The 19,463-nt window shown below is 46.9% G+C and carries 21 protein-coding genes and 2 pseudogenes; 21 read left to right on the forward strand and 2 right to left on the reverse strand.

The window, feature by feature from the left end; genetic code table 11:
* Window positions 1-1,257 precede the first annotated feature (1,257 nt).
* On the forward strand, window positions 1,258-1,641 hold the full coding sequence (locus GI364_RS08710; RefSeq protein ID WP_255524680.1) for a GNAT family N-acetyltransferase: 384 nt from the start codon (window positions 1,258-1,260) through the stop codon (window positions 1,639-1,641).
* A 544-nt stretch (window positions 1,642-2,185) separates the two neighbouring features.
* Here GI364_RS08710 and GI364_RS08715 read toward each other — a convergent pair.
* The gene (locus GI364_RS08715; RefSeq protein ID WP_198853225.1) at window positions 2,186-2,755 is read right to left on the reverse strand and encodes a ScoMcrA-related endonuclease; all 570 of its coding nucleotides are present in this window, start codon (window positions 2,753-2,755) and stop codon (window positions 2,186-2,188) included.
* Complete coding sequence (locus GI364_RS08720) at window positions 2,745-3,305, reverse strand: hypothetical protein (RefSeq protein WP_198853226.1); 561 nt, start codon at window positions 3,303-3,305, stop codon at window positions 2,745-2,747. The genes GI364_RS08715 and GI364_RS08720 overlap by 11 nt, the downstream gene beginning before the upstream one ends.
* 324 nt (window positions 3,306-3,629) lie before the next feature.
* Here GI364_RS08720 and GI364_RS24910 point away from each other — a divergent pair.
* From GI364_RS24910 to GI364_RS08810, 20 genes and pseudogenes are all read left to right on the forward strand, one after another.
* Window positions 3,630-3,736 (forward strand): annotated as a pseudogene (locus GI364_RS24910) (IS1595 family transposase); the annotation flags it as partial.
* 111 nt (window positions 3,737-3,847) lie between these two features.
* Window positions 3,848-4,090, forward strand: a complete 243-nt coding sequence (locus GI364_RS08725) for a hypothetical protein (protein ID WP_198853227.1) — start codon at window positions 3,848-3,850, stop codon at window positions 4,088-4,090.
* Between the two features lie 342 nt (window positions 4,091-4,432).
* The gene (locus GI364_RS08730; RefSeq protein WP_198853228.1) at window positions 4,433-5,170 is read left to right on the forward strand and encodes a Type 1 glutamine amidotransferase-like domain-containing protein; all 738 of its coding nucleotides are present in this window, start codon (window positions 4,433-4,435) and stop codon (window positions 5,168-5,170) included.
* A pseudogene (locus GI364_RS08735) lies at window positions 5,167-5,643 on the forward strand (N-acetyltransferase family protein); the annotation flags it as partial. The gene GI364_RS08730 and the pseudogene GI364_RS08735, both read left to right, overlap by 4 nt.
* Before the next feature lie 15 nt (window positions 5,644-5,658).
* A complete protein-coding gene (locus GI364_RS08740) occupies window positions 5,659-6,084 on the forward strand; it encodes a VOC family protein (RefSeq protein WP_198853918.1) in 426 nt (141 codons plus the stop codon).
* Window positions 6,085-6,093: 9 nt separating this feature from the next.
* The gene (locus GI364_RS25380; RefSeq protein ID WP_370541855.1) at window positions 6,094-6,312 is read left to right on the forward strand and encodes a vWA domain-containing protein; all 219 of its coding nucleotides are present in this window, start codon (window positions 6,094-6,096) and stop codon (window positions 6,310-6,312) included.
* A 176-nt stretch (window positions 6,313-6,488) separates the two neighbouring features.
* On the forward strand, window positions 6,489-7,007 hold the full coding sequence (locus tag GI364_RS08745) for a DNA topology modulation protein (protein ID WP_198853229.1): 519 nt from the start codon (window positions 6,489-6,491) through the stop codon (window positions 7,005-7,007).
* A 372-nt stretch (window positions 7,008-7,379) separates the two neighbouring features.
* Entirely contained in the window at window positions 7,380-7,847 is a 468-nt protein-coding gene (locus tag GI364_RS08750) for a universal stress protein (RefSeq protein WP_198853230.1), read from the forward strand.
* 246 nt (window positions 7,848-8,093) lie between these two features.
* Window positions 8,094-8,924, forward strand: a complete 831-nt coding sequence (locus GI364_RS08755; protein WP_198853231.1) for a sugar phosphate isomerase/epimerase family protein — start codon at window positions 8,094-8,096, stop codon at window positions 8,922-8,924.
* Complete coding sequence (locus GI364_RS08760; protein WP_198853232.1) at window positions 8,917-10,494, forward strand: phytoene desaturase family protein; 1,578 nt, start codon at window positions 8,917-8,919, stop codon at window positions 10,492-10,494. The genes GI364_RS08755 and GI364_RS08760 overlap by 8 nt, the downstream gene beginning before the upstream one ends.
* 126 nt (window positions 10,495-10,620) lie before the next feature.
* Entirely contained in the window at window positions 10,621-12,075 is a 1,455-nt protein-coding gene (locus tag GI364_RS08765) for a purine-cytosine permease family protein (protein WP_233096074.1), read from the forward strand.
* Between the two features lie 109 nt (window positions 12,076-12,184).
* The gene (locus GI364_RS08770) at window positions 12,185-12,886 is read left to right on the forward strand and encodes a GntR family transcriptional regulator (RefSeq protein WP_198853233.1); all 702 of its coding nucleotides are present in this window, start codon (window positions 12,185-12,187) and stop codon (window positions 12,884-12,886) included.
* 15 nt (window positions 12,887-12,901) lie between these two features.
* The gene (locus tag GI364_RS08775; protein WP_198853234.1) at window positions 12,902-13,780 is read left to right on the forward strand and encodes an FAD binding domain-containing protein; all 879 of its coding nucleotides are present in this window, start codon (window positions 12,902-12,904) and stop codon (window positions 13,778-13,780) included.
* Window positions 13,777-14,289, forward strand: a complete 513-nt coding sequence (locus tag GI364_RS08780; RefSeq protein ID WP_198853235.1) for a (2Fe-2S)-binding protein — start codon at window positions 13,777-13,779, stop codon at window positions 14,287-14,289. Before GI364_RS08775 ends, GI364_RS08780 begins: the two co-directional genes overlap by 4 nt.
* 43 nt (window positions 14,290-14,332) lie before the next feature.
* Window positions 14,333-16,834, forward strand: a complete 2,502-nt coding sequence (locus GI364_RS08785) for a xanthine dehydrogenase family protein molybdopterin-binding subunit (RefSeq protein WP_198853236.1) — start codon at window positions 14,333-14,335, stop codon at window positions 16,832-16,834.
* A gap of 2 nt (window positions 16,835-16,836) precedes the next feature.
* Window positions 16,837-17,283 (forward strand): SRPBCC domain-containing protein, encoded by a 447-nt coding sequence (locus GI364_RS08790; protein ID WP_198853237.1) that lies wholly within the window; start codon window positions 16,837-16,839, stop codon window positions 17,281-17,283.
* A gap of 47 nt (window positions 17,284-17,330) precedes the next feature.
* Entirely contained in the window at window positions 17,331-17,687 is a 357-nt protein-coding gene (locus GI364_RS08795) for a cupin domain-containing protein (protein ID WP_198853238.1), read from the forward strand.
* Window positions 17,671-18,054, forward strand: coding sequence for a cupin domain-containing protein (locus GI364_RS08800; RefSeq protein ID WP_198853239.1), 384 nt, complete (start codon window positions 17,671-17,673; stop codon window positions 18,052-18,054). The genes GI364_RS08795 and GI364_RS08800 overlap by 17 nt, the downstream gene beginning before the upstream one ends.
* 32 nt (window positions 18,055-18,086) lie before the next feature.
* Window positions 18,087-18,482, forward strand: a complete 396-nt coding sequence (locus tag GI364_RS08805) for a RidA family protein (protein WP_198853240.1) — start codon at window positions 18,087-18,089, stop codon at window positions 18,480-18,482.
* A gap of 1 nt (window position 18,483) precedes the next feature.
* Complete coding sequence (locus GI364_RS08810) at window positions 18,484-19,455, forward strand: amidohydrolase family protein (RefSeq protein ID WP_198853241.1); 972 nt, start codon at window positions 18,484-18,486, stop codon at window positions 19,453-19,455.
* Window positions 19,456-19,463: the final 8 nt, after the last annotated feature.

Raw genomic sequence — 19,463 nt, forward strand, 5'->3', positions numbered from 1 at the left:
CATTAAAATTGTAATTGTAAATGATTCCTCAACTTCGTTACCCCGATGCCCTTCCAAAATAAGCCGATAGGTATTGTTATTGCCCTTACACCTGCTCTTTTTGAAACAATGTGGTTGTATACCTAGTCTGCAGAGCGCTAATCTTTTGCTAATCACCCCCTTAAAACTCTTAGTGACTACCTGGGATTAAAAGGCCTGAAAAGCTTGGAGTGACGGGATTTTTAATGTTTTTAGGTGCTATCAGTGACTCTTTAAAATACCGTTTTCGACTCTTGAAAACCGCCGAGTTCGCAGGGGCTCCGTGGGTTCGAATCCCACCCTCTCCGCCATACATAGCAAGGGATTTCGGCACCTTCAGGGCTGCCGATTTTTGGTGCTTTGGGGGCTGCTGCTCATCTACGTATTTTCACATCACTTTGCCACGTCACTAAAGAGCTCATGTTCTATGTCTTCAGCAACTTGTTCCTGGAGACCAGGCACAACATGTGAGTAAAGATCGAGGGTGATACTTACCTGTGAATGTCATAATCTCTCACTGACAATTTTAAGATGCATCCTAAATTCAGGAGAAATACTCGTGTGTGTGAGGAAGGTCGTGGAAGCAGCTCCTCGGGACGCCAGCGACGCCAGGGCAATTAAACCAATGCTGGCCTGCAAACCAGGATGCACGGCTCCTCCTTTGATCTCTGTAAACAGTAGCCCATGGTCTTTGTGAAGTCCCCCAGTCTGAACTTGTATTCGCTTTGGTGAGTCTTGAATCTGCGAAGAACAGGCATGACCGTCGGTGGCAGGATAACTGTTCGTCGGCTCTCTGTGGTCCTAGGCCCAGTGAAAAATACTTCTCCAACTGGTCTGCTCGTACCGTGCATCAGCCATTTTGAATATAGTCAGCCAGTTATTAAACTCCCTCCGGCAGAAGAACTGAGTCGTGACATTTGCAGTTTTTGAGTAGGGCTGTAGTATTGTTATTGGAAAGACGTTTCAAAAGGGGCGAATGTGAGATGAGTGGACCGTTACTGTCTCCATTGCATAGATATAGGTTTAACCGTTATACCAATACTAAGGACGACGCTTTTATCATATTGTTAAAAATCGGAGAGAGTGGGTGTGCTCATTATGAACGAAGTTTGGCTTCGCTGCATTGAAGAATCTGACCTCCCATATGTTCAAGAATACGTTTCAACAAGAGAAGTTTCTGCAACGACAAATATCCCTTACCCGTATCCCGAGGATGGTGCAAGCCAGTAGTATACACTCATCTCTCAAAAAAGAGAAAAAGGGGTTCTGTACGTTTTCGCTATTTTGTTTGGTGGTGAGTTTGCGGGGAGTATATCGGTCAGGCGAAGAGAAGAAGATGGCATGGGTGCCGTAGATTATTGGGTGGCACCACCATTCTGGAATAAGGGAATTGGAACAAAAGCGGTTAAGGCCGCCGTTGAATATGGATTCAATGACCTGAACATAAAGACGTTTGAGACCTTTTGCCTTGCTGATAATGTTGGGTCTTCAATGGTCTTGGAACATAATGGGTTTGAGTTAGTTAACAAATTTACAATTGGTTCAGGGTTTAAACATGAGGGTCAACTTGCAAAGTTATATCGATTGGACAGGCAATCAAGTGCTATAGCACAGGATAAATGAACGCTCTCAATTCGAGAGAAACTCAGTTTGCGAGTAACAAAGTGGGTTCAGGCACATAGCCTCTCCAAGATTTTGACAAAATATTTATTGACCTATAGGGGCATCTTAAGAACTGCATAAATACACAACTCAGCAAATCTGAACGCTGCGCTTTTCTGCATTTTTAAGTTGTGGAAAACACCAAAGTACCATCTGACAGGTCAATGGCTTTCAACCCGTCACATGCCCCCATTGTTACATTTTAGGTTTGGGGGGACTGAGTTCCGCTGCGAGGCGCTCCGTAGCAGAATCCAGGTCCATGGAGCACCACTCTATCTCCCCCATGTGTAATCGAACCGTTGGCAATAGGCCCTTTGTGGCAGGTAAGAAGTCACGTAAGGTATCGTACCAAGCTCGTTGTTCGTCTCGATACGCAGGGTCATTATCCTTTGCGGAAATCACACTGCATAGGCATTTCCATTTTTCTTGGTCAAAACCTAAGAGTAAGTCAGACGGGTAGTAGGTAAGCGTAAGTCGACGGGCGTCAGTAAAATGCTGCACCTCATCAAAATTCCAGCACGAATCCAGGGTTGGGTAGGTAAATGTCACAAGGGGAGAGATTGTCTTGCTTAACAAATACTTGGTGACCTCTAAATTGCTGCAACCCTTGATAGATTTTGGCTAGTTGAGGGTAGTACGGGCTGTCTTCATAGGCAGTCAACTTTGATGAAACGTTGGCATTATAAGTAGATATCACTTCTCCATACAGATGCTTTAGGGATTGGATGACCACATCCTTGCACTTGGCGCAATGAGAATTGTGGTGGGTCTTAGATGAGTGAACGTCATGCTTCTTTGGATTGCCAGTCGGAGAAGTCTGTGTACGTGTAACGATTTGAAAACCACGTGAGGCAAGGAATGTGTTGGTCTCTGTTCCGCCATTAAACGCTGACGAAGGGAGTTCCATGGCGTTTGCGAATTGATTGGCGACTGAAACAACATACTTTGGGGAGTAACCCTTTCCTTCATACCATAGATCATAAACGGCAGAAATACGACGCTTCGGTATCCCGTTAGCATCTATGTCAGCAAGAGCTTTCAGGACATGATTTCGGGAAATGTTTTCAGGTATCAATGAGCCTAGCCCCTCCAACTATGAAACTCGTTATATTAGCAAAACCCTCATTGGCTGCAGTGACTCTTTCCAACTCTTTCGGTTGTTCCAAATTCAATCGTGCATCTCGTCCAAACAGTCGAGTCTGTTCCTCTGCAGAAAGCATTTTGAAAACTTTCAATATAGGTACAACGGGTTCTCCTTGAACCTGCCAATCCGCATAGGGTGCGACCATCTCCGGCATATCTTCATCGAATTTGATTGTAAGAGGAGGGACCCGTGTTGCGGTCTGCCACTCAGGCTCCCGGTTAGACCCAAACACACGCCGGACCTTGTATTTCCACCACGGACATGTGGCGGCATGATAAAAGTAAATGTCCACGAGTTCTTTCCTAGAGAGCGCACTGGAATCTATCAGTTGAATAGTCTCGGGATGTCGTGATGAAGTAAGTTTTAGGAGTTCCAGGGCCTTATCAAATCCTTCATTCGCCGGATAAAGCGGTGAAAATGCGGTCGCGTCATACCAAAGGGTCACTCTGTTGACATGAAAGGTGTCAAGCGGTTTGTCCATAAGTTATCACCTTTGCAAATTATACCCCAGTCAGTGTCATTGGATGTCCAGATACCTCCGCATAAACCCCTGCTCATCCTCTTTGCTTACGGACAGAATCAGAACTATGACAAACAGATCTTAAGTATGAGGATGTTCGAGAGCCGTTAAGACACCTTCTGGTTGAGTTTGGACCACCTATAAAATTAATTTACCTGGAGCAACCGTTCGCAAGATTGGTTCGTGATGGCATATGGAGACTAAATGTGTCACTGGAATTCAAAAAAGGCTCTTTTCATATAGATTGTTGCTTTCGGAACAAATATGTATAATGTTGGGAAATAGACGGTCAGACGCGCCGGCAAATACCGTCCCCGCCAGAGATATTTTTGAAAAACTGTATAAAGACGTTCAAAGACCTCACAGGAAGCCCACTCACGGGTACTCGTTATTCAAATGGCTAAAATTCATGTGGAGTACGTTAGAGTGGCTTGAATGTTTATATTAAATTGTTTTGGACAAATTTGTTTACATTTATAAACTAGATAATAGGGGTGATAAGTATGTGGCGTGTACAAGTATGGAACGAAGAACACATTGTCGAAGCGTTTCTGCTCGATAAAGAGGAAGATGCAAGAATGAAGGAGGAGGAGTTGCGAGAAACCTATTTCCAACCCGAATACACAATTAAGTCGGAGCAAACGCCATCTTTAGACATGAAATTCACAAGGAAAGGAAAAATCGTCAAGGGTATGGGAGACCTACTACAAGCAATCGTCGATCTCATGCCACCAGGCGGTTTTTGAATAAGGGACTATAATTGTCCTATGGGATCTCTCGCAAAAAACTTTAGTACGACTCTGAAGTGTTAACCGGGTTTCAAGGTGAGGCGAAGCCTCATTCAGGGCGACCTTCTTGAGATTTTCACCGCATTTCAACTTCCTGTTCCTTGAGCAACAATGTCTGCGAAAACAGCCTTAAAGTTGTTTCATCGGGGTGTATTTACAATCTCACAAAACTTGGACATGCTTGTATGGGAAGAAACTCATGGGTCAATTGCCTTTAAGGACTGACTTATGCTTGAAACCTATATTCCAGATAATATAGAGAGACTAAAATGAAAAGTCATGTAGAGGAGGGTGTCACGAATGCGCCAAATCATCGCTATGGGTGGTGGTGGATTTTCGATGCAACCAGACAACCCGCTGCTTGACGAATACGTTTTGAGTCAGGTACCGAAGCATCGGCCAAAGGTCTGTTTTGTCCCGACGGCCAGCGGGGACTCTGAATCCTATGTTGAGCGATTCTATGCTGCGTTTCGGAATTTAGATTGTGAACCATCGCATCTCTCGTTGTTCCGCCTTCCAACGACTGACTTAGAGTCTTTCGTACTGGAAAAAGACATCCTATACGTGGGTGGCGGGAATACAAAGAACCTGCTTGCTTTGTGGCGAGACTGGGGACTCGATAGCATCATGAAGCTTGCGTGGGAGAACGGGATTGTGCTGGCCGGTGTAAGCGCTGGTTCTATCTGCTGGTTTGAGGAAGGACTTACGGATTCATTCGGTGTGACGCTCGATGGGCTGTCCTGCCTGGGATTCTTGCCTGGGTCCAATTGCCCCCATTATGACGGTGAATCAGAACGGCGTCCAACGTTTCATCGTTTGCTTCAACATCGGCGGATTGGACCTGGCCTGGCTGCGGAAGATGGTGTGGCATTCCATTTTATTGGTACTGAATTGAAGGCGACCGTCAGTTCTCGACCGAATGCTCGAGGATATCGATTGTCGATGGGGGAGAACGGGGTGCGGGAAGAGGAAATTGTGCCAGAGTACCTCGGAGAGATGCCATCAAGGAACCCCGACACATACGGAGGTTCGATATGACAGACATCCGTGTCTTGACAGTACTGGATGCTGCCGCATATCGGGATGTTCGAATTCAAGCCCTCAGAACGAATCCCGAGGCGTTTGCAACGACATACGAGGATTACCAATTGAGGTCCATCGAGCAGGTGGCCGCTCAGCTAGATCCGGATGCGGACCATTTCACACTCGGTGCATTCATGGAAGGCAGTGAAAAGCTTGTTGGGACCGCAGCCCTTGTGCGGGAGCACGCACCCAAGATGCGCCACATTGCCAACGTTTTCGCCATGTATGTGACGCCTGATGCCCGCCGGAAGGGTGTCGGTCGGAATTTGCTAACCGAGATTGTTCGTAGAGCCAGGCAGATTGACGGGGTCGAGCAACTGAGACTGAGTGTCATCCGAGACAATGACGCAGCGATTTCCCTGTATCAGTCGATGGGATTTCAGACCTTTGGAATCGAGCCGAATGCACGCAAAACAGCAGAGAGGTCATGGGATGAGGTGCATATGGTGTTGCCACTGAAAGCAGAGCGGTATTTGCCCGACGCGACGAGAGGCTTCAGCCACGTGACCATCAACGTGTCAAATTTGGAACAATCTCTTTCGTTTTATACCGGGACGCTTGGCATGAAGCTTGCTCATCAAGGTCGATGGGATGCCTACCTGGAGTGGGGCACGGCATGGGTCTGCCTGCAGGAGCAGTCGGGGCTTGCTCCACAGCAATCCCACATCGGCGTCGATCATGTGGCTCTCTACATTACTGAAGACAGGTTTCATGCGATGGTAGAAGTCCTTCGGGCAAGCAATACCCCGATTGTGCGAGGTCCCGTTGAACGGGGAGGTGGCTGGACCGTCAATTTTCTCGATGGCGATGGTACGCAGCTCGAGTTTCACACGGGCACCCTGGCGGGACGAATGAAGGTGTGGAAATGAAGGAGCGTAATCGACTTTGGGGACAGCGGTATAGGCGATCCCGCTTACGACGTGATGGATGAGCTTCTGCCTTGGTACGATAATCCAATGGACAGCTCATTCCGTGCTAGACAAAGATTCTACCGTCGGTTGGTGCCGTTCCACAGCGTGCTGTACGGACTGGAGACCGGGGATGAGGTGCTGGTTTCGCATGGACTGCGAGAGGTGGCAGCGAAATTTGGGGGTTGAGATGTCCCTCTGCTCATGGTTCGAGCGTCTACATGCCATCTTGTCTACATTCCGAAAAATTCGTGCTGAAGGTGGCCATGGGCCCTAATGAATAACAGATAGGTAATACCAGTGGCGGAATGGCATTACCGCAGCTAACAGTCAGCGAAGGCTTCTGACGTGAAGGGGATGGTTCTGTGAACCGAATCGCAATTATTGGCTCACCCGGAGCAGGTAAGTCTACCTTCGCTCGCCTCCTTGGTGACCTGACAGGTATTGAAGTCTTCCACTTAGACGGCCTCTTTTGGAACCCCGGTTGGGTCGAAACGCCGAGAGCAGCGTGGATACAGCTGCAAGAGAAACTTGTACAGCGTCCATCGTGGATTATCGACGGGAACTATGGATCTACCATGGACATTCGTATTCAAGCTGCAGACACGGTCATTTTTCTGGATTTTCCTCGTTACATCTGTCTGTGGAGAGCAATCAAGCGAGCTGTGCAGTTTCGAGGCAAAACTCGCCCCGACATGGGAGAGGGGTGTGCCGAGAAGATTGACCTGGAGTTTATCCAATACATATGGGGATTCAGAAGGCGAGAGGACGATAAGATCAATCGAAGACTCAATGATGCAATCGAAGAAGGCAAACAGGTCATCCGCTTGAGGACCAATGCTGAGGTGGATGCATATTTGACGTCCTTGCCACCTCATGGATGAGACGTTGAGGACGATGGCAGCCAGTAATTAGCCATCAGCCTAAGCGATACCTGATAATTCTGCAGCTTGTTGAGGGGTTTCACTGAAGAACGAAATGAGTGCAAGCGCTAAACTAACTATGATTCAATCACTTATCAAGTACCTCTCCAATCCACATACCAAACTTTTCATGTTCATGCCTCACTTCGCACGAGCGGTGGTGCTCCAATTAGACTATAAAACCGGATACTTATGGATGATACTCAATAGTGAATAATGGTCTTAAGAATAGAGAATTTTATCTCTACACTTGTTATAATTAGAATTTGGGTTTGAGGCCCCGGCGGAGTTCTATTGTTGGAAAGTTATGCCGGATAACCTGGAGGAATTCGAATGAAGGTTTTACTCGCACATGATGGCACGCATGCTTCTGTTGAAGCCTTAAAGTGGGTTGGGGATTTTGCTGAGCAAAACTTAGATGCTGAAATAGTTATCGTCCATGTTACGTCTGACAATGACCTCCCTTATGGCATGCTCGTTCCGGACGATCAGCTTACAAAGGTTTCATCACTGGCTCGGGAAGTGGAGGAATCAGCTAAAGATTTCTCAATGGAGCATTGGCACAACAAGGTGCGCTTTGAGCACTACATTGGCTCTCCAGTGAATGTGATTTTGGAAACAGCAAAGCTGGAAGATGTAGATTTAGTAGTAATGGGTTCGGGGCCACAAAGACGCTTCTTATGGTGGCTCTCTTCGAATGTAAGTCATCGTGTTTCCAAAAAAATAGAGGTACCAGTTGTGATTGTAAAAATCAACAAAGAAATACCAATCACATCACTGAAGCGCGTGACTGCTCCTTAAAGTTTTCTCAAGGGTTTTGTACAATTTGAAGTATATCTACGACCCAGCAGTTTTTTCAACGCAAGTTCCCCGGGCAATTATTTTCCGTCACTAACGAACAAATATTTTGACAAAACAGAATATATCAAATATACTTTGTCATAATATCAAATATCAAAAATCAAATTAGAGTGAAATGACTGTTGAACTGTAGGTTCGAAGGTTATTTCATGAAAATTTGCTCGGCTAGGAGTGGTGAGTAGAGTCATGGATCTCCAACGTCTGGGGATAAGTGCCATTACTACGAATCGCTGGACTCTGGAGGAAGATGTCTTGAGATACGCAAGACATGGAATTCCACACATAGGCATCTGGTCCCATAAATGTGAGGATAGTTTATACGGGGATGTTTATAAGTTAGTGACACAACACGGTATGCGTGTGTCGAATCTATGCTTCAGCGGGATGTTCACGGGAACGTCTAAGACAGAGCGCCAAGAGGCAGTAGCCAACGCAAAAAGATTTGTAGATTATACAAAAGAATTGCAGGCTGGTTGTCTGCTGATAGTCAGTGGTCCCATTCAATCTCATAGCTTACGGCAAGCCTTAGCCTATGTGAAGGACGGACTCTGTCAAGTAACCGAATACGCAGAGAAGCAAGGGGTTGATCTCGGCTTAGAAGCCCTTCATCCTTTGGAGTTAACGAGCTTTTCTGTTCTCAATAAATTATCTGCAGCCATTGAATTGGTTCACGATATTAACTCAGAGCGGCTTGGCTTCTTTCTAGATACATACAATAATGGTTGGGACCCTGATTTTCTAGAGGAAATCAACTATTGTAAAGGCAAAATTAAGGGTGTTCATCTAGCCGATTGGAGGAACCCAGCAAGAACCTTGATGGACCGTGTACTTCCGTCTCATGGTGTACTTCCCATTACAGATATTATGGCGGTGATTGAACACACTGGGTATACAGGTCCATACGAACTTGAGATTTTCTCCGAAGAATTGTGGGCGCTTGATTACGATAAGTTAATTGAAGATTTTAAAAAATGGTTTGTCCAGTTAGAAGTGGGGGGGTGTGAGAGGGGTGTTTGATACAGACATTATTGTCATAGGGTCTGGACATAATGGTCTGGCGGCAGCATTGATCCTTGCAAAAGCTGGGCTTAAGGTGACCGTCCTCGAGCAATCCAATGTTCCTGGGGGAGCCGCAAAAACTGCAGAACTAACGTTACCAGGGTTAAAGCACGATTTATATGCAACAAATATCGGGCTCTTCTTGGGCTCCCAAGTTTACAGTGAATTTGGTACAGAACTTCATCAACACGGGTTGGAAATTGCAGCTTCTGACAAACCGTTTGCGAGCGTATTTCCTGATAACGACGCGGTTCGAGTTTCGACCGATTCGGCACATACCCGAGCCGAATTTGCAAGACAGTCAGAAGGGGATGCAGAGTCCTGGGAGGAACTTTTAAATTACTTCAAGGATGTGTCCTCCTATTTACTTCCTATTTTACAGTTGCCGATGCCGTCTGTAGCTTTGGCAAGACACCTATATCGTACATACAGGTATCTCGGGCGTGAACGGGCACTGGACTTAATTCAACTCATTCTCAAATCACCTCGTCAATTCGCTGAACAGTGGTTTACTTCGGAAAAGATTCGTTCCCTATTTATTCCCTGGGGCTTCCATTTAGACTATGGACCGGATGTTGCAGGAGGAGCGCTCTTCCCATTTATTGAGGTTCCAATGGACTTTATGAATGGCATGGCGCTCGCAAAAGGTGGGGTAGGGAATCTTATCTCTGCAATGGTGCAACTTTTGGAATCAATGGGCGGACAACTCGTCCTAAACACAGAAGTAAAAGAGATTATCATTCGGCAAAATAAAGCTGTCGGTGTAAGGACAACCAACGGAAATAATATCGTGGCCAAACGTGGTGTGCTCGCCAATGTGACCCCAAGTCAATTGATTAAAAGACTGATTCCACCTGAGGCCTTGCCGTCTCAATATGTGAAAAAGATGCAGAAATTCAGATACGGTCCAGGAACAATGATGATCCATTTGGCAATGGACGGCCCCCTGCAATGGAACGCTGGTTCAGACCTGCAAGATTACTGTTACGTTCATATCGGCCCCTATATTGCCGACGTTGCTAGGACGTATACGGAGTGTCTAAATGGTACGCTGCCTGGAAGTCCAATGCTCGTTGTAGGACAGCAGTCTATGGTCGACGCCTCGAGAAGCGCGAACGGTAAGCATACCTTGTGGATACAAGTTCGTGCCGTACCTTCTTCTGTAAAAAATGATGCCTTTCAGGAGATTAAACCCAGCACATGGAGTGAAATGAAGGAACCGTTCGCCGACCGAGTGTTACAAAAGGTTACGCAGTATGCTCCCAACTTGAAAGACATTGTCCTTGATAAAAGAGTGTTGTCACCGTGGGATCTACAAGTGGATAACCCAAATTTGGAGGGAGGAGATAGCGTTTCTGGCAGTCATCATTTGGACCAGAACTATATTTTTCGCCCATTTCCGGGTTGGTCTAAGCATGTGACACCGATTCGCAGCCTTTATCTATGTGGCGCTTCCACGTGGCCGGGCGGTGGACTTAATGCCGCGTCGGGATACTTAGCTGCACAACAAATACTGAAGAGGAGGTGAGGCGCAGGTCGAATATATGTCAGTCTGGTTCATGATTTATCAAATATCAAATATTTTGTTTCAATGAACAACACACAACTCCTTAGAACTCGCTTGATAAAAGTTTACGAGTGGGGGGTATTAGCAGTGAATGAAGCCGTAGTTAGAGACAAATCAATGGCAGAGATGATTGAGGACCATGCACTCAATCGTGTGCCGTCCAATGAAAGAAAGTCTGGATGGTGGCTGTCATGGTTGACGATGGGAATTACCAGTACACTTGTGCAACTGTTGATTGGCAGTGTGGTTACTGCCATGGCCGGTGTAGGGTACGGAATTTTGGCTGGAATTTGTGTATGGCTGTTTGGCGGCACACTGGGGTGGTTGGTTGGACGTATTTCTTTTATGGAGGGCGTCTCCAGCACGGTTGCTTCGCGTTTTTACGGACTGGGGGCACGAGGCTCTATCATCGCGTCAGCAATATACGGGTTTATGATCCTCGGCTTTCTGGCCTTGGAAAATGCACTATTGTACTACGGGACACTGTTTGCCTTAGGTTGGAAAGATACAACGGCTCATAGACTTTTGCTGTATGGGATTCTGACGGTTTTATGGATTGTGCTGACCACCTTCGGAGTGAAGTTGGTTATGAGGGTGTCCTCCATTTTGACCATTATATTTCTTGCACTCCTGCTCTTTATGGTGTGGAAGGCGGGTTTCACCAGTGGAGTATCAATTGGCACAATTCTAAGCCATGGAGCACTGATTCCCAACATGGGTGGAACGGGATCGCGTTTTATGCAGGCACTGGTCACTTTAGCCGGCTCCGCCGGTGGATTAGCCATGGTAGACGCTGACTACGCGCGTTATGCTAAATCCAGCCGTGACGTTGCTGTCATGGCATTTGCAGGGCTGTTCATTATGGACATCCTCGTCGTCGTGTGCGGCACGATTATCATGGTAGGCGGCGCAGGACCGGCCGCTAAATATATTGTTGCTCACCACATGGCTGCCCCGGGCCAGGCGAAAACGACTGTAAGCCAACTTGCTCAGAACAACACAGGCGCATTCTTTATTATACTGTCTGCGGTCGTTGGTTTTATTCTGATGTATGCTGCTCAGATTAAAGCGCAGGTGTTAAATACGTATTCTGGCTCATTAGCGTTGACAAACTTCTTTGATGTGCTGTTCAAATGGCGACCAGGGCGGTTTTTAATGGTGATTTTAGGTAACTTAATCGGTATGGGTATGGTGTTTGCCGGCATTCTTGGAACTATCAATGCTTGGTTAGGGATGCTTGGTATTTTAACGATGTCTTTCAGCGGCGTAATGATTTCCGATTACTATTGGGTTCGGAAGCGTGAGTTAGCACACCACAGCGAAGTCGAGTCGGTCAACCTTGCGGGGGTTGTCAGTGTAATCGGTGCGAGTGTAATCAGTTATTGGCTTCAACAGTCACACATTTTCCCACTTGGGTTTCTGGCATCCCTGATATTAACAATGGTATTGTACTATGGATTGAGGGTGGCTGTTTTAAAGCCTGGGATGGGCACTTCATTAGTGCAGGTAGACATGTCAGTTCGCGAAGAAGCTACTGAATGATAGGTTGGGATTGACCTTTAACTGCTGAGATGCGGGGAGGATACGTTTTTCTGGGTTCCTCGGCCCTCTCATTCTTGGCAAGAAATCGACTAAAGGGGAAGTATGTTCGATGTCTTTGGAATCAATCTGGAATGAAAATCGAGGGGGCAGGGCTCCCACCTTGGCTCACGTAGCAGCCCTTGAACTCCGTGAGGAAATCTTGAGCGGGAAATTGGACCCTGGCCAACCGCTGCCACTAGTGGACACAGCTGAACGGCTTGGCATGAGTATCATGCCTGTCCGAGAAGCCGTGCGGCGGTTGGAATTTGAAGGACTTGTCGAGCAATTGCCGCAAAAAGGTGCGAGAGTCAGTCCTCTGAATATTGCCGATTTGGAAGACGTATACCATACTCGCATCTCTATGGAAAGCCGAGCCGTTTATAGAGCGGTTCCGAAGCTGACTCAAGAAACGTATCGGTCCTTGTCGAAGATATTGGACGATTACCGAGAAGCTTATCTTTCGGGTGACGAGGACGCAGGGCGGACTGCTCATGAAAAATTCCATTTTGGTCTGTACACGTTGTCAGGCTCCGTCTGGATGGTTAGAATGATCCGTTTACTCTGGGATACCTCCGAAAGGTTTCGCAGACTTTCTATCCATCATCGCGGGAGCATTGAAGACCGAATGCAGGAGCATATGGAAATTTTGGAGACTTGTAAGCGACAGGAAGCTGAAAGAGCATCAGACCTGATGGGAGAGCATCTACACCGAACGATGGAGATAGTCAAGGCGGATATGAAACAGAGACTAGGTTCTGACAATACCACTTGAGGGAGGAGACTCGACGTGCTGTTAAAGGAAGTAGAGTATGTTAAGCCCCAATCGATAGAAGAAGCTATCGCGTTTCTCTCGGAGAGTGCCAACGGGAGATGTTTAGCCGGTGGTCAGTCTTTGGTGAACGTGATGAAGCTCAGGATAGCCTCACCTAATCGGCTTGTGGACCTGAATGGCTTACATGAACTCAAGGGGATTTCCAAGGATGGCAACTATATTCGAATTGGTGCAATGACTGCGTATCGAACGATTGGGGAAAGTTCGCTGGTGCAGGAGTTGGTTCCAGAAATAGCTCATGTCGCAAACCACATTGGTGATCGGCAAGTGAGAAATAGAGGAACCATCGGCGGAAATTGCTGCTTTAACGACCCTACTTCAAACTTTCCTCCTCTCCTAAGTGTGTTAGAGGCTAAGTTTGAAGTCTTAGGCAGGAATGGAGCTAAACGAGTTGTGGAGGCTTCAAAATTCTTCGTGGGGCCCTACCAGACAGACGTTCAACGGGGAGAAATTTTAGGCGCAGTTCTTCTACCTCAGTGCAACGACAAATCCGGAGCTGCTTTTTTGTCACTGCGTGTTGGAAATGATGGTCCTGCCATTCTTCATGCCGCAGCTTATATCCAGCTTACCGAATCTGCAATTTCAACTTGCCGCATTGCTATAGGCTGTGTCTATAACGCTCCGTACAGGCTGAAGAATGCCGAGCAGGCCATTTTAAAATTGGGGCCGGATTCTCAACAAATCCGCCAAACGTTAAAAACAGTTTCGCTCGGAGTTGAAGGGATTTCTGATTCTCATGGGACTTCGTCCTACCGTGAAAAAATGGCAACGGTTTATGCAACTCGGGCTGTGGAAGCTGCCATAAAAAGAGCGAAAGGGGAGCGACCTGCGTGAGGACACCGGCTACGTCACAAACAGTAAAGGTATGTGTTAATGGTACGTGGTATGAACGTTTGATCGACGCACGGACCTTGCTTGTCAGGCTGATCCGTGAGGACTTGAACTTGACTGGCACTCACATAGGGTGTGATACCGGAAATTGCGGGGCATGTACGGTTCTATGTGATGGTCAATTAATTAAGTCATGTATGATGCTGGCTGTGCAGGCAAATGGAGCAGATATTCGTACTGTTGAAGGACTTGCAGAGGAGAGTGGGCCGCTGTCTCAATTGCAGCAGAGTTTCAAGGAGAAGCACGCAGTTCAATGCGGGTATTGTACGCCAGGAGTTTTGATGAACTCATATGACATGCTGCAAGAGTCGTTAGACTTAACGGATGCTGAAATTCGGCGAGGACTAAAAGGAAATGTCTGCAGATGCACGGGGTACATGAATATCATTTCTGCGATTCAGGATGCAGCTCGAAAAACAAAAGAAGAACAAACTCTTGTCGAAAAAATCTGAATATACAAATGACTAAATTTTCAATAAAAGGAGTTGAGTAGAGTTGGCTACGACGACTGATACCGCTGAGGCAAAACCGGTCGCCAAGCAGACTGCTGCACAGTGGCAAGGCAAGGATGTCCTGCGTAAAGAGGACGACCGATTGTTGCGTGGGTACGGAAGTTTTGCTGATGACGTAAAGCGTCATGGAACAGGGTACGTTCATCTCGTGCGCTCACCCTATGCGCACGCGTATATCAAGAGCATCAACCTTGAGACTGCCCAACAGATGCCGGGCGTATACGCGACGCTGACAGGGGCTGAAGTTGAAAAGCTGCAGCAGCCTTATATCCAACTGTCTCCGCCACCAGGCGGTCAGCTAAAAGACTACTGTATGGCAGTAAATAAGGTTACTTATGTCGGGGAACCAGTAGTGGCAATTGTTGCTGAGTCATCCGAGTTAGCACGTGATGCGGGGGATACGGTGATTGTGGACTACGAGGAGTTGCCAGCAGTCATTGACAGCGTTTATGCTGCGAGTCCTGAAAGTCCTACCCTTCATGAAGAGATGGAAGGAAATATCGCATGGCACGGTGTCTATGAATATGGAGAAATAGACAAAGCGTTGGAAGAGGCCGATTATGTTCTAGAAATAGATAAGCTTCATTTTCATCGTTTTACGAGTACACCTATTGAAGGCAACGCTGCCGTAGTTGAATACGACAGGGGCACCGGTGAATTTACATTCTATTGCAATAACCAGATGCCCCAGTTTGCAGCGATGTATATGTCTCCGGCATTGGGGGTGCCAATTGATAGACTGCACTTTGTCACCAAGGATATTGGTGGTGCATTTGGAAATAAGATAACCACGTATACCTATTTAACACTACTTGCATTGTTGGCGAAGCGAACGGGTCGTCCCGTAAAGTGGACCGAATGGCGCAGTGAGCACATTGCTGCTGGCGCTCATGGGAACGAACGGACATTTTTAGATGTTAAGGTTCCCGTAATGAAGGATGGACGTATTCTCGGATTCAAAGTGAAAGCGATTGACGATGCTGGCGCGTATACACGGTACGAACCGTTGGGTGCGGTTATTTGGTCTCAGGTGCTAACGGGTTGCTATGCGTTCAAACACGCATATGTGGATTTCATGCAGGTTGTGAGCAACAAATGTCCGCTTGGCCCTAACCGCGGTTATTCTCGCTTGCAACATCAGTGGTTAGTGGAACGGATTGTCGATATCACTGCTTCTCAACTTCAGTTAGACCCCGTTGAAGTTCGAAAAAAGAACTACATTAAGTCGGACCAGATGCCCTATGAAACACTGAACGGGTGTGTTTATGATTCTGGTGACTATGAACGTTGTCTTCAGTTAGCGTTGGACGGAATTCACTATGAAGAATGGTTGGCAAGAAAGAAGGAGTATGCACAAGACGGACAGCTCATTGGCGTCGGGATTGGTTCCACTCTGGATTCTGGCACCAACAATTTTGGTCAGGCGCGAATCATTAATCCCTATCTTCCTTTTTCAGGAAATGGGGAAACCTCAAACGTGAAACTTGATTTATATGGAGAGGTTGTTTGCGCGATTGGCTCTGTGCCGCAAGGTCAGGGGCATGAAACAACGGCCGCACAGGTTGTGGCGGATTTTCTTGGAATCAGTCCGGACGATGTATCAGTCAAGGTGGGTCATGACACCCGTCGAAATGTATATTCTGGATTTTCAGGCACTTACGCCAGTCAATACGCTGTCACTGGTCTCGGTGCCGTGCAAGGAGCGGCTGAGCGCTTGCGCGCTGAGATTTTGGAGTTAGCCGCACTGCGCTTGCATGTAACTGTGCATGACCTGGAGATTGCAGGTGGTAGTGTGTGGGTTGCTGCCAATCCAGAGCAAAAGCTTACATTTAACGATTTAGCGAATCTGGTCTATACCAATAATGGAGAACTCCCCAATGAAACCAATTTTACCTTGAACATTACGCACACCTACAAACCCGAATTCACACCTCCAGATACAGATAAGAAGTTTGGGAATCTGACCCTAACGTACGCGACGCAGATTCACGCCTGCGTTGTTTCCGTTGATATTGAAACAGGCCAGCCCACAATTTTAGACTATGTGGCCGTAGACGATTGCGGGAAGCGTATCAACCCCATGATTGTGGAGGGCCAGGTACACGGTGCTGCAGCACATGGAATTGGTGCCGTGTTGTATGAAAGCCTCACCTATGACAACGATGGACAGCTTCTGAATACAACATTCTACGACTACAACCCGATTACGGCGTTAGACTGTCCAGTCATTAAAACTGATTACATTGAATCCCCGTCCCCCTTTAGTCCCAACGGGGCAAAAGGTATGGGCGAGGGTGGCGGTGCACCCTTACATGCAGTCTGCAGTGCTTTACAAGACGCTCTCTCCGAAGTCAGTGACGGGATTGTCAGGGACTCTCATAATTCTCCTGAGGCCGTGTACGACTTACTAAACATGCACGACAAAAGTGCAAATGGGATTCGCGTGCTAAAGAACCACGAGAGCAGCAATGAATTGGGGGAGTAAAAATGGTAACGGGTCAATGGACACTCAGGGCGCCGAAACACAGTGTTTGGAAGCTGATAGTGAATCCGGAGCATCTCGTACAGAATATTCCAAATGTCGTTAGCAGCGACTTCGAATCTGACCGGATTTTTAGGTTTGTTGTGGACGTAGATACGGGACTTGGTTTTGCGCAGTATCGATTTAATACTGTTCTTGATGTCATTGAGCCTAGTGAGTCCCTTGTTGTGAGAGCCCGAGGATTTAGTTCACAAAATGTCGTGGAAATTGAAGCTAAGGTTACATTGACAGCCGTAGAAGAACAAGAAACCACAGTAGAATATGTGATTGCGACGAAAGCCCGAGGAGGATTGGCAAGCGTAGCACAGCGCACGGTGAGCGAGGTTGCCGTTCGACATGTGACTGCATGGTTGAAAGGTGCGCTAGAGGTCAGTTCTGGGTCACCCGTGTAGAGCTGGACACTGAAGTCCTGTCAATCAGTATAACGGAGGGATAAGGCATGACCGAAAAGCCGGACGTAGATTTAGATAACTTGGCACCAATAGGGTCAAAAATCTTGTTTGAAAATGATTTGGTTCGGATTTGGGAGGTTTATTTGGAACCTGGTGAACATCAGGGATTTCATCATCATACGAATCCGTATGTCGTAGTCGCTGTGGATGGCGGAGACAACAAGATTACATCTATCGATGGAACCGAGAGACTGACAGAGGAACCGCCGGGACACATAGTTTATCAGGATAGGGGACAGATTCACAACCTGCAGAACATCGGGGAAACACACTACCGTAACAGGCTTATCGAGATTAAAGTACCTACATCCAAAGGAGTTGAAGGTAATGGGAAAGGAGATTGATGAAGTACTAATCCACAGCGATGAAATGGGCTGGCGCGAAAAATCGATTCCAGGTCTATCCGAAAAAATGTTATGGAGGGATGAGGACACAGGAGCATCAATTGCCCTCATTAGATTTAAGAAGGGCGTTGGTATTCCTTCAAAACACGTTCACGCGTCAAACCAGTTTATGTATTTGTTATCGGGAGCCTACGCCTACACTGAAAGCGGAATTCTGTTGCAGCCAAACTCATTTTATTGGAATCCGAAGGGCAATGTGCATGGCCCCACTGAGGCTGTTGAAGACACGATATTCCTTGAAATATTTGACGGCCCGCATTATCCTCAGCGTCCCGATTTTTATACAGACGACAAGGACGCACGCTAAACGATAAATCTGAATCTGTAGGAGGATGAAGAATGGAAAAACGAGAGTTGGTAAGTGATCAACTAAATGCTCCACTAGGTGTGTTTTGTCAAGCCATTGAAGTTTCAAATGCACAAAAATTGGTCTTTGTTTCTGGATTAACGTCCAGAGCTCCTGATGGCTCCGTGATTGGTGAAGGTGATATCAAGTTACAGACTGAAACAATCCTGAAAAACATGCAAGCTGTGTTAGCTGAATCAGGAGGCACATTAAAGAACGTTGTGAAAGTAACTGCCTATATCCGAGATATGGAGATGTTTAAAGAAATTCATGAAGTTCGAGCACAGTATTTTGAGAAACCATATCCAGCTTCAACAATGGTGGAGGTGTCACGTCTAGTCGACCCCCGTCACGTCATTGAGATTGAAGCCATCGCCGTCATTGGTTGATATGAAAACAGCAACGGACAGGTTACAGTCTTCGTGGAACACATGGGATATGCATGCCCATGTGATTCCTGAAGAAGTTTTGGCCAGCACAGCCTTGCGCGAATTTAAGATGTCTATCGACGGCCAGGTTTTAAGCCTTCCGGGAGACCGGGTCATATATTCCAATCTATTGGATGGTAAATGGATAAGTTATCAGCGCGAGGGGCTAGCAGATAGACTTGTTGTATCCCTTCCCCCTGCGTTGCTGCGCTATGACCTACAGGGAGACATGGCGCGGCAGTGGACAGAACTTGTGAACGCTGGTGTTGAAAGAATTGCTCAGATATACAATGGATATTTAGCGCTCGCATATCTTCCAATGCATGAAGTTGAGTTAACGCTCTCGGAGATCGATAAACGCAGTCAGAGCCCTTGGGCAGGGTTCGTTATCGGAACTACAATCGGTGACAAGCACCTTGATGACTCAAAACTGGATGTTATTTTTGAAGCTTTGAACGAGAGACATTCTTTTCTATTTGTACATCCGTTGAAGAGCCAGGACAGGAGACTGGATAGATATTATCTACAAAATCTCTTGGGAAATCCCTATGAAACCGGGCTTTCTATGGCTTCTCTCATTTTATCCGGCAAGGTTAGCCGCTATCCGCAGATTCGATTTTGCTTTTCCCATGCCGGCGGCGTAACACCACAAATTTTGGGGCGTTGGCAGCAAGGATATGAAACCAGGAGACCGGGACTAGAGCGGTTGAGTGAGTCCCCGCAGCAAGCGGCAAAACGTCTGTACGTTGATACTGTGGCTCACAACGAACGCGCATTAGAGTTGGCTATTGAAGTCTTTGGTGAAGACCATATTCTCCCTGGGACAGACAGTCCATTTCCTATGGGGGAATCATTAGTGAAATCTTTACATGGACTCCCGGAACAGCAACGAGATACCATTCTGCTCAATAATTTCCCAAATTTATTGGTCTAGGTGCCAAT

This window comes from Alicyclobacillus sp. SO9, from assembly GCF_016406125.1.
GTDB lineage: Bacteria > Bacillota > Bacilli > Alicyclobacillales > Alicyclobacillaceae > SO9.